The following is a 9,752-nucleotide window of genomic DNA, read 5'->3' as shown; positions in this document are numbered from 1 at the left end:
AGGTTCAGTTCTAGCTCTTGGCATGCCAGATGCCAAGAAAATTATCATGCTCGCCGAAGCAGTTAACAAAAGTCCAAGAGCCAGCCTGGATCGCTGCTGCCCGGACAAGGCCCTGCGTTCATCCAACGCGCCAATCGATAGAACGAAGCCTGAATTGGTCCGGAGATCAATAAAGGCTTCCCATGCTGCGATAGCGAAGTCGTATCGGGCTTCTGGCTCCGAGGCTCGAGGTGCCCCCTTCACATGAAATGACCGCGGGAGCGCGCAGGCCGCGCTCCCGCTCGCGATGATGCGCGATCAGAAAATCTTCACCGCGCTCTCCAGCGTCTTCCAGACGCCCCAGGCCAGCGGCACGCCGACAAAGGCCCAGAACATTGCGGCACGGGCGTCCAGACCGCCCTTGCCGATGCCGAACGAGCCGTGCTGGATCGACGCCGCGCTCTTGGCACTCGCCGCCTGCAATCTGGCGACCTCCTCCTGGCTCATGTTCCACTTCGGATCGACCGGCTTGATCATGTAGTTGCAGATCAGACCGGCGATCAGCATGGCGCAGAGAATGTACATGGTCGTGTTGTAGAGCTGATCGCGTGGCACGCCGGCAGCGAGCTGGAACTCGCGGATGTAGTTGACCACCACGGGACCGATGATTCCGGCCGTGGACCAGGCCGTCAGCAGCCGGCCATGGATGGCACCGACGAACTGGGTTCCGAACATGTCGGCCAGATAGGCCGGCACCGTGGCGAAGCCGCCGCCGTACATCGACAGGATGATGCCGAAGCCGAGCACGAACAGCAATTTCGAGCCCATCGCCGCGAAGGTCGGCGCCAGCGCGTAGAGCACGATGCCGAGGATGAAGAACGTGTAGTAGGTGTTCTTGCGGCCCATGAGGTCGGACATCGAGGCCCAGAAGAAGCGGCCGCCGATATTGAACAGTGACAGCAGACCGGCAAAGCCGGCGGCGATCGCTGCGATCGCAGCCTTCTGTTCACCCGAAAGCTGGCTGAAGCTCAGCTCCGGATGCCCGATCAGCTTGCCGGCGAAGATCTCCTGGAGCATGGGCGAGGCCATGCCGATCACGCCGATGCCGGCCGAGACGTTCAGGCAGAGCACCCACCAGATCAACCAGAATTGCGGCGTCTTGTGCGCGTTGTTGAGATGCACATGGTGCTCGGTGATCATCGACTTCTTCTCGCTCGGCGGCGTCCAACCGTCCGGCTGCCAGCCGGGCGGCGTCACCCGATACGAGAAGGCGCCGATCGTCATGAAGACGAAATAGATCACCCCCATCACGACGAAGGTCTGCCAGACGCCGACGTCGCTCGCGCTCTTGAAGTAATTGATCAGGAGATTGGCGAGCGGCGCGCCGATCATCGCACCACCGCCGAAGCCCATGATGGCCATGCCCGTCGCCATGCCGCGGCGATCGGGGAACCATTTGATCAGCGTCGACACCGGCGAGATGTAGCCGAGACCAAGCCCGATGCCGCCGATGACGCCGGCCCCGAGCCACATGATCCAGAGCTGATGGACATAGATTCCGAAAGCGCCGACCAACAGGCCGCCGCCCCAGCACAGCGCCGCAACGAAGCCGGCCTTGCGCGGGCCGGCACGCTCGAGCCAGCCGCCCCAGATCGCGGCGGAGACGCCGAGCAGCACGAAGAACAGCGTGTACATCCAGCCGAGGCTCGCGACCTTCCAGTCGCAGGTGGTGGTGAACAGCTCCTGCCACAGCGAGATGTCGGCGCAGGCCTTGCTCTGCGAGATGCCGATCGCGCGCGACAGCGGCAGCCAGAACACCGAGAAGCCGTAGGCCATGCCGATGCAGAGATGGATGCACAATGCGGCCGGCGGCACCAGCCAGCGATTGAAGCCGGCCTTCGCGATCGTGCGTTCACGATCGAGCAAGCCGGGAGCACCAACCGGTGCATAGACGGTATCGGCAGTCGTCATAAGCATTTCCTCCCAAGCGCGGCCTTTGCGGGCACGTCGGTATGAGACCGGTCATGTGCCGGGCTTGGCGGGCCCGCATGACCGATCGGATTTCATGCCGAAGTGGAATCGTCTGGCGCGCATCGCCTCATGTGCGCCGAGCAAGCAACTGGTCGCGGGCGATGTCTCTTCGCTTCGCAATCAGTGTTGCAGCGACGGCGATCGCGCCCTCGTCCCCCCTCAACACCCTGTCTTGAGATGAGCAACGCGCGTGCCAGAAATCACATCGTGATGATTCAACGACTTCCCGCAGCGCAATGTGCCGCGGCAGACAGAATGTCCGAAATCCCAGGACAAAATGTCCGATCAGCTCGCTTCCGGCAGCCACATCGTGAATGTACTTCCGGAACCGAGGTGACTTTCGGCCGTGATCTGCCCGCCCTGGCGCTTGATCAGCGTCTGGCTGATGGAGAGGCCGAGCCCGGTGCCTTGCCGCCGTTTCGTGGTGTAGAAGGGATCGAATATCTTCTCGATCACCTCTTCGCTCATGCCGATGCCGGTGTCAGTGACCTCGATGGCGACGCCTCGATGGCCGTCGCGCTCGGCATCGAAGGAGCGGAGCGTCAGGGTCCCGCCATCAGGCATGGCGTGGATCGCGTTGACGATCAGATTGACCAGCACCTGCTGCAGCTCGTTCCGGTTCATCAGCACGAGCCGATTGGCGCGATCCTCCCTGACCACGGCGATCTCGGTCTTGTTCAGAAGATGCTGCACCAGCGGCAGGCAGTCGGAGATGACGCTGGCCGGCGCATGGCGCTCGACATAGCCGGCATATTCCTCCGGCCTTGCAAACTGCAGAAGCTTGGTCACGATCTGGCTGATGCGGTGAATCTGCTCGTCGAGCAGGCGAAACTCGACCTTGGCCTTGTCGGCCTCGGCCCCGAACACGCTGCGGATGACGTCGAGGTTGCCCTGCATCACCGCGATCGGATTGTTGATCTCGTGGGCGACGCCTGCGGTGATCTCGCCGATCGCCGCCAGCTTCTCGGACATGACGAGCTGCTTGGTGGTGGCCTCGAGCTTGAGATTGGCGTGCTCGAGGTCCCGGGTGCGCTCCAGCACGCGGACGTTCAGCTCCTCGTTCCATTCGCGCAGCTGCCGGTCGCGTTCCTGGATCTGGTCGAGCAGGCCGTCGAGATGAACCGCGACGCGGCCGATCTCGTCACCGGACACCGGCATCTTGGTGCGGGCGGACAGGTTGCCGCGTTCCACCTCGGCGATCGTCGCCGTGACGCGCTCCAGCGGCATGAAGATGGAGGTCGCCCATCGCAGGAAGATCGGTACGGTCGCGGCGGTGATGGCGATGAAGGCCGCGATGATGATCAGCAATGTCTGGTATTTGGCTTCGCTGAACGGCTTCTCCAGAAAGCCGACATAGAGCATGCCGACCCGCTTGCCATAGCTGTCGACCAGCGGCTCGTAGGCGGAGATGTACCAGTCATTGACGACGAAGGCGCTGTCGAGCCAGGTGCGCCCCTCGCCCAGCACGGCCGAGCGCACCGCCGCCGACACGCGCGTGCCGAGCGCGCGCCGCCCCTCGAACAGACGGACGTTGGTCGAGATCCGTACGTCGTCCAGGAACAGCGTCGCGGTGCCCTGGCTGCCCTCCGGCAGGCTCGCGGCGCGATAGACGAGGTCGTTGATCGTGTCGATGAATTCGAGATTCTGGTTGAGCAATGTGCCGCCGACCAGCGCCGCGGCGCTCCCGTCGGGCAGCATCGCCCGGCTCGCCGCATGCACTACCATGCCGCGCGTCTCCGTGCTGCGGTCGGTCGGCACCGCGTTCGGGGTCGGCACGAGGTCCAATCGCGCGCGCTCGGCGAGGGTCGGCGAAATCGCGGCGAGCTCGTCATTGCCGAAAATGTCGACGCCGGTCGCAGCGACCTGGCCCGACAGCGCCGACATGATGATCGGCCAGTCGCGTCTCGGTTGATGCTGCAAAGGCGGCGACGAGGCCAGGACCTCGCCGCGATCGTTGGTCAGATACAGGAAGTCGAGACCGATCTCCTTGCGGGCCTCGTCGAGCAGATCCCGCAACGAGCCGCGCGCATCCGGCGCCAGCACCTCGTGGAAGCGGGCCGACAGGCCGAGCGCGCGGACCTGGACGCCGGTCTTCTCCAGGATGCGGGCGAGATATTGATGGGCGATGGTGAGGTCGCCGTTCACCTTGGAGATCAGGGTGGCGTCGAATTTCGCGTTCCAGCGATAGATGGCGACGCCGAGCAGCAGCGGCAGGATGACCAGCATCGGCAGCAACGCGATCGCGAGCAGCCGGAAGCGGACGGAGCGTCCCCGCACCAGCTCGCCGCTGCGGCCGGCAGCATCAGACATCCCACAACGCGCATTTGCGGTCGATGGTCTTGCGCGAGATGCCGAGGCGCCGGGCCGCCTCCTCGCGATTGCCGCCCACCTCCTTCAGCACGCCGAGAATGTGACGGCGCTCGAGCTCGGCGAGGCTGTCGGCGGGCGCCGACTGACCGTCGTTGCGGGGACCGGCGAAATCGTCGGGGAAGGCGCCGAGGATCAGCGTGCGCTCGATCAGATTGCGCAGCTCGCGCACATTGCCCGGCCAGTCATAGCTTGCGAGCGCCGCCCGCACCGAGGCGTCGATCGGCACCGGCGGCATGCCGAGCTGGACCGACAGCTTGCTCATGAAGATGCCGGCAAGCTCCAGCACGTCGTCGCCGCGATCCTTCAGAAGCGGCAGGCGGATCTGCACCACGTTGAGCCGGTAGAACAAATCGGCCCGGAAACGGCCCCTCTCGACCTCCTTCTGAAGCTCGGCATTGGTTGCGAAGATGAAGCGCAGGTCGACCGGAACTTCACGCTCGGAGCCGACCGGGCGGACGCGGCGGTCTTCGAGCACGCGGAGTAGCTTGCTCTGCATCGGCAGCGGCAGCTCCCCGATCTCGTCGAGGAACAGCGTGCCGCCATGGGCATGCAGGAACAGGCCCTCACGCCCCGAATCGGCGCCGGTGAAGGCGCCCTTGATGTGCCCGAACAGCTCGGCCTCGATCATGTCGGGCGGGATCGCTGCGCAATTCACCGGCACGAAGGGCTTGTCGGCCCGGTCGGACAGCGAGTGGATCGAGCGCGCCGCCACTTCCTTGCCGGTGCCGGATTCGCCGGTGAGGAGAACCGAGGTCGGCAGGGGCGCGACCCGTGCGATGGTCTCGCGCACGCGCAGCGTCGGTGCCGACTGCCCGATCAGGTTGTCGCGCAGAAAGGTGCGGTCGGACGAGGCACGCAAGGCATAGCGCAGGACGTAGTTCTCGCGCTGAAGGCGGACACGGTCGAGGCATCGCGCCACCGCGTTGAGGATCTGGTTGGAGCGGAACGGCTTGAGCACGAAATCGGCCGCACCCGCGCGCAGGGCCTGGATCGCGGTGTCGAGGTCGGCAAAGGCGGTAATCAGGATGGCGTCGGCGAAAAAGCCGACGGCGCGCTGCTCGGCAAGCCAATCGACGCCGTTCTTGCCCGGCATGATGTTGTCGAGAATGACGACGTCGTAGCGGTTGGAATCGAGCTTGCGCGAGGCCTGATCGGTATCGGCCGCCTCGTCCACCAGCTTGCAACGCGGTCCAAGCGTGCGCACCAGGAAATTGCGCATGCCCGGCTCGTCGTCGACGATCAGGATGGAGGCCTGCGCCAGCGCGCCGAACTCCGGCCCTGCCGTCGGCTTGCCGGGCTTGACGGCAGGCTCGCGGCCCGCCGCGGCAGGTGCGGCTACGCTTGCCCTCGATGTTGAGAAAGTCATGCCCGATGTCTTAGGTTTGAGACCATCCACGCAACAGCCCGCGCCTTTCGCATTGCAGCGAAACCCGGCCGTCTCCCCGACGGCGCAGCATAGTCAAACGCCGCCGCCGTGAATATGCACCTTTCTACGGGCCGTCGCCCTTTTCGACCAGGAACACGATGCGGGCCTCGTTGCGCTCGGTGATCTCGACCTTGTCGCCGGTCTCGCGGATCAGATTCGGAATGTCAATCACCGACAGGGGATCGGTGCAATGAACCTCGAGCTGATCGCCGGGCTGCAATGGCTTGAGCGCCTTGCGCGTCTTCAGGGCGGGCAGCGGACATTTCAGTCCGGTGAGATCGAGCATCGTTCTGGTCATGGGCGCAACATGGCGGGACGAAGCGATGGCGTCAACGCGGGGGCCGCTACAGCAGATCGGCGTAGGACAGAAAGCCGACCTCCTGCCCCGGCTCCACCCCCGTGATGCTCTCACCGAGCTCGACGAGGCCCTCGGTCTCGACCAGCGAGGAGAGGAGTCCCGCTCCCTCGCGCGGAAACTTGATGGCCTCGAGCCGGCCGTCCTGCGCGCGTCGCAGGGAAACGCGCACATATTCGCGCCGGCCCGCCTTCTTCTTGTAGGTAAACGCGGCGCGCAGCGGGATCGGCGTCAACGGCTCCGGCGATCCGCCCGCCAGCGCCAGCACCGTCGGCCGCACCACATGGACGAAGGTCACGAAGCTCGCGACGGGATTGCCGGGCAATCCGATCAGCGGCGTGCCGTCGATGATGCCCATCGCCACGGGGCGGCCGGGCTTGATCGCCATCCGCCACAGCACCAGCGAGCCGATGCTCTCGACCGCCGCCTTGACGTGGTCCTCCTCGCCGGTCGAGACGCCGCCGGTGGTGAGGATCAGGTCGTGGCGACCCGCCACCTGCTTCAGGCCGTTCGCAAGCGAGGTGCGCTCGTCGCGCAGAATGCCGAGATCGCTGACCTCGCAACCGAGCCGGCGCAGCATCGCCATCAGCATGAAGCGGTTGGAATCGAACAGCTGCGAGGGCGCGCGCGGCTCGCCGGGCGAGGCCAGTTCGTCACCGGTCGAGAACACCGCGACGCGAATGCGCCTGACCACGTCGAGGCTGGTCAGACCGAACGCCGCCGCCAGCGCGACGTGCTGCGGCCGCAAGCGCTGGCCCGCGCGCAGCGCGACATGTCCCTGCGGGATGTCCTCGCCCGCGGGCCGAACATTGGCCCCACGCTTCAGCCCCGGCGGCAGCACGATCCTGCCGGCCGCATCGACGCGGACATCTTCCTGCATGAAGACGGTCTCGGCATCGGGCGGCATCGGCGCGCCCGTGAAGATGCGCGCGGTGTGGCCGGGCTTGATCGGTGCCTGGGCGAGCCCGCCGGCCTGGATGCGGCCATCCAGCGGGAACGCCTGCTCGGCGCCAACAGGAAGATCGGCGCTGCGCACGGCATAGCCGTCGACGGCCGAGTTGGTGAAGGGCGGCAACGGCAGCGGCGCTGCGACGTCGCGCGCCAGCACGCGCCCGTCTGCGTCGGTGAGCGTCACCGTCTCCAGATCGGCGATCGCGTTGACGCGCGTCGTGATTAGGCCGACGGCGTCGTCGACCGACATCATCGGGCCGCCGAAGGCAAAGCAATCGTCCGACAGTTGCGCCATGGTGCCTCGTCAGCGTATCGCGGCGCTTGCCGCCACCACTTCCTCGACCGGCATCGCCGTGCGCAGCAGCAACGCGGCAGCAGCCTCGATGTCGTCGAGATGGACAGTCGGCAGGTGAGTGTCAATGGCGGCGTCGGTCGCGATCCCGGCAATCCCGGGATCGTCGGGAAACAGCAGCGGCTTGCCGTTGGCCGCGCGATGCACCTCGATCTTGCGGTGCGGCTCGCGCTTGAAACCCTCGACCACGACGAGATCGACCGCGGACAGCTTGCCCAATAATTCCGGCAGCCGCGGCTCTGCCGCGCCGCGCAATTCATGCATCAGAGCCCAGCGGTTTGACGAGGCAACCAGCACCTCGGCCGCGCCGGCCTCGCGATGCCGCCAGGAATCCTTGCCGGGCACGTCGACGTCGAACCGATGGTGCGCATGCTTGATCACCGAGACGCGCAGGCCTTGCGCGTTGAAATGCGGGATCAGCCGCGCCAACAGCGTGGTCTTGCCCGCCCCGCTCCAGCCTGCAAGGCCGATGACTTTCATAACCGTTCGATCTCCGCCAACGGCTCGCTGGCCGATGGAACCTCCGGCTTCTCCCCGTCATTGCGAGCGCAGCGAAGCAATCCAGACTGGCTCCGTGGAAAGATCCTGGATTGCTTCGCAGCGCCTGTCATCGGGCCGCGCTTCGCGCGGACCCGTTGGCTCGCAATGACGAACGGAGGCATTTTGCTCATTCCCCGCCATGCATATATCGGCTTGACCCGAATGTCATGCTAACCTCGCCGCCATGATGAAGATCGACAAAGCTCCGGTGCCCCTGATCGTCCCCAATCCGGACGACCCGCGCCTGACCCAGAGCGTGACCGGCACCGACCAGACCGGCGCCAGGGTCGAGATCAAGGTGCCGATGGAGCGGCCGCTGACACTCTACCTGAATGCGCAGGAGATCGTCACCATGATGACGATCGGCGACTATCCGGAATATCTGGCGCTCGGCTATCTGCTGAACCAGAACATGCTGAAATATAACGACGCGGTCACCGAGGTCGAATACGACGACGATCTCCAGGTGGTCGTGGTGCGCACCGAACATCACACCAATTTCGAGGCCAAGCTGAAGAAGCGCACGCAGACCTCGGGCTGCGCGCAGGGCACCGCCTTCGGCGACCTGCTCGAGGCCGTTGAGAGCGTCGCATTGCCGAAGGCGGAGCTGCGGACATCCTGGCTGTACCAGATGACGCAGACCATCAACACCATGCCCTCGCTCTATCTCGAGGCCGGCGCGATCCACGGCTGCGTGCTGTGCAAGGAGGGCACCCCGCTCTGCTACACCGAGGACGTCGGCCGCCACAACGCCGTCGACAAGATTGCCGGCTGGATGTATCGCCACGGCGTCGACGCTTCCGACAAGATCCTCTACACCACGGGGCGCCTCACCTCGGAGATGGTGATCAAGACGGTCCGCATGGGCATTCCGATCCTGGTGTCGCGCTCGGGCTTCACCGCCTGGGGTGTCGATCTTGCAAGGCAGGTGGGCTTGACGCTGGTCGGCCGCACCCGCGGCAAGCGCTTCATCGTGCTCGCGGGCGAGGAGCGCATCGTCTACGACCAGAACCTTGCTTACGTCGAAGAAGAATCGGCGAAGCACAAGCGCAAGGGTGAAGGTGGTGACGACTGAATTCCCGGCCACGCAAGGTGTGCTGCTCGCCGGCGGCCTCGCCCGCCGCATGGGGGGCGGCGACAAGCCGATGCGCACGATCGGCGGCCGCACCATTCTGGACCGCGTGATCGCGCGCCTGACGCCTCAATGCAGCGGGTTGATCCTCAATGCGAACGGCGATCCCGCGCGTTTCGCGGCCTTCGGCTTGCCGGTCGTCCCCGACGACGTGCCCGGCTTTCCCGGCCCGCTCGCCGGCATCCTCGCGGCACTGGACTGGACCGCGGCGAACCGGACGGGCGTCGAATGGGTGCTCAGCGCCGCCGGCGACTGCCCGTTCCTGCCGCGCGATCTCGTCGCGCGCCTGCATGAGGCGCGCACGCGTGAGAACGCGCAGCTTGCGGTCGCCGCGTCAGGCGAGCAATCGCATCCCGTGATCGGCCTGTGGCGGGTTGCCTTGCGCGACGAGCTGCGCCACGCGCTCGTGGTCGAAGACCTCCGCAAGATCGACCGCTGGACCGGGCGCTATCCGCTGGCGACGGTGACGTGGCCGACCGAGCCGCTCGATCCGTTCTTCAACGCCAACACGGTCGAGGATATCGCCGAGGCCGAGCGGCTGGCGGCGCTGGATGAGGCGGCCTAAGGCATGATCCGGAAAAGTGCGCAGCGGTTTTCCGAAAAGATCATGCTTGAA

8 protein-coding genes are annotated in these 9,752 nt (G+C 65.5%); 2 read left to right on the top strand and 6 right to left on the bottom strand.

Annotated features, from left to right (window positions below; all coding sequences use genetic code 11):
• Positions 1 to 297: 297 nt before the first annotated feature.
• The 6 genes from K410_RS0109745 to mobB form a co-directional block, all read right to left on the bottom strand.
• Positions 298 to 1,950, bottom strand: coding sequence for an OFA family MFS transporter (locus tag K410_RS0109745; RefSeq protein WP_028134667.1), 1,653 nt, complete (start codon positions 1,948 to 1,950; stop codon positions 298 to 300).
• Positions 1,951 to 2,295: 345 nt separating this feature from the next.
• The gene (locus K410_RS0109740) at positions 2,296 to 4,320 is read right to left on the bottom strand and encodes a sensor histidine kinase (RefSeq protein ID WP_028134666.1); all 2,025 of its coding nucleotides are present in this window, start codon (positions 4,318 to 4,320) and stop codon (positions 2,296 to 2,298) included.
• A complete protein-coding gene (locus tag K410_RS0109735; RefSeq protein ID WP_028134665.1) occupies positions 4,313 to 5,746 on the bottom strand; it encodes a sigma-54-dependent transcriptional regulator in 1,434 nt (477 codons plus the stop codon). Before K410_RS0109735 ends, K410_RS0109740 begins: the two co-directional genes overlap by 8 nt.
• Before the next feature lie 124 nt (positions 5,747 to 5,870).
• Positions 5,871 to 6,104: a sulfurtransferase TusA family protein gene (locus K410_RS0109730; protein ID WP_028134664.1), complete on the bottom strand. Its 234-nt coding sequence runs from the start codon at positions 6,102 to 6,104 to the stop codon at positions 5,871 to 5,873.
• A 46-nt stretch (positions 6,105 to 6,150) separates the two neighbouring features.
• The gene (locus tag K410_RS0109725) at positions 6,151 to 7,407 is read right to left on the bottom strand and encodes a molybdopterin molybdotransferase MoeA (RefSeq protein ID WP_028134663.1); all 1,257 of its coding nucleotides are present in this window, start codon (positions 7,405 to 7,407) and stop codon (positions 6,151 to 6,153) included.
• Positions 7,408 to 7,416: 9 nt separating this feature from the next.
• Positions 7,417 to 7,944: a molybdopterin-guanine dinucleotide biosynthesis protein B gene (gene mobB, locus K410_RS0109720; RefSeq protein WP_028134662.1), complete on the bottom strand. Its 528-nt coding sequence runs from the start codon at positions 7,942 to 7,944 to the stop codon at positions 7,417 to 7,419.
• A gap of 244 nt (positions 7,945 to 8,188) precedes the next feature.
• On the opposite strand from mobB, the gene fdhD reads away from it, so the two are divergent.
• Positions 8,189 to 9,079, top strand: a complete 891-nt coding sequence (fdhD, locus tag K410_RS0109710) for a formate dehydrogenase accessory sulfurtransferase FdhD (RefSeq protein WP_028134660.1) — start codon at positions 8,189 to 8,191, stop codon at positions 9,077 to 9,079.
• Positions 9,060 to 9,701, top strand: coding sequence for a molybdenum cofactor guanylyltransferase MobA (gene mobA, locus K410_RS0109705; protein WP_028134659.1), 642 nt, complete (start codon positions 9,060 to 9,062; stop codon positions 9,699 to 9,701). The genes fdhD and mobA overlap by 20 nt, the downstream gene beginning before the upstream one ends.
• Positions 9,702 to 9,752 lie beyond the last annotated feature (51 nt).

Source organism: Bradyrhizobium sp. 22, from assembly GCF_000482425.1.
GTDB lineage: Bacteria > Pseudomonadota > Alphaproteobacteria > Rhizobiales > Xanthobacteraceae > Bradyrhizobium > Bradyrhizobium japonicum_B.
The sequence above is the reverse complement of the archived record's forward strand: the minus strand, read 5'-3'. Positions and strand labels throughout refer to the sequence as shown.

What these genes read in the sequence shown, in the direction of transcription:
- K410_RS0109745 (WP_028134667.1), bottom strand. Translation starts at nt 1,950, where the DNA reads ATGACGACTGCCGATACCGTCTATGCACCGGTTGGTGCTCCCGGCTTG.
- K410_RS0109740 (WP_028134666.1), bottom strand. Translation starts at nt 4,320, where the DNA reads ATGTCTGATGCTGCCGGCCGCAGCGGCGAGCTGGTGCGGGGACGCTCC.
- K410_RS0109735 (WP_028134665.1), bottom strand. Translation starts at nt 5,746, where the DNA reads ATGACTTTCTCAACATCGAGGGCAAGCGTAGCCGCACCTGCCGCGGCG.
- K410_RS0109730 (WP_028134664.1), bottom strand. Translation starts at nt 6,104, where the DNA reads ATGACCAGAACGATGCTCGATCTCACCGGACTGAAATGTCCGCTGCCC.
- K410_RS0109725 (WP_028134663.1), bottom strand. Translation starts at nt 7,407, where the DNA reads ATGGCGCAACTGTCGGACGATTGCTTTGCCTTCGGCGGCCCGATGATG.
- mobB (WP_028134662.1), bottom strand. Translation starts at nt 7,944, where the DNA reads ATGAAAGTCATCGGCCTTGCAGGCTGGAGCGGGGCGGGCAAGACCACG.
- fdhD (WP_028134660.1), top strand. Translation starts at nt 8,189, where the DNA reads ATGATGAAGATCGACAAAGCTCCGGTGCCCCTGATCGTCCCCAATCCG.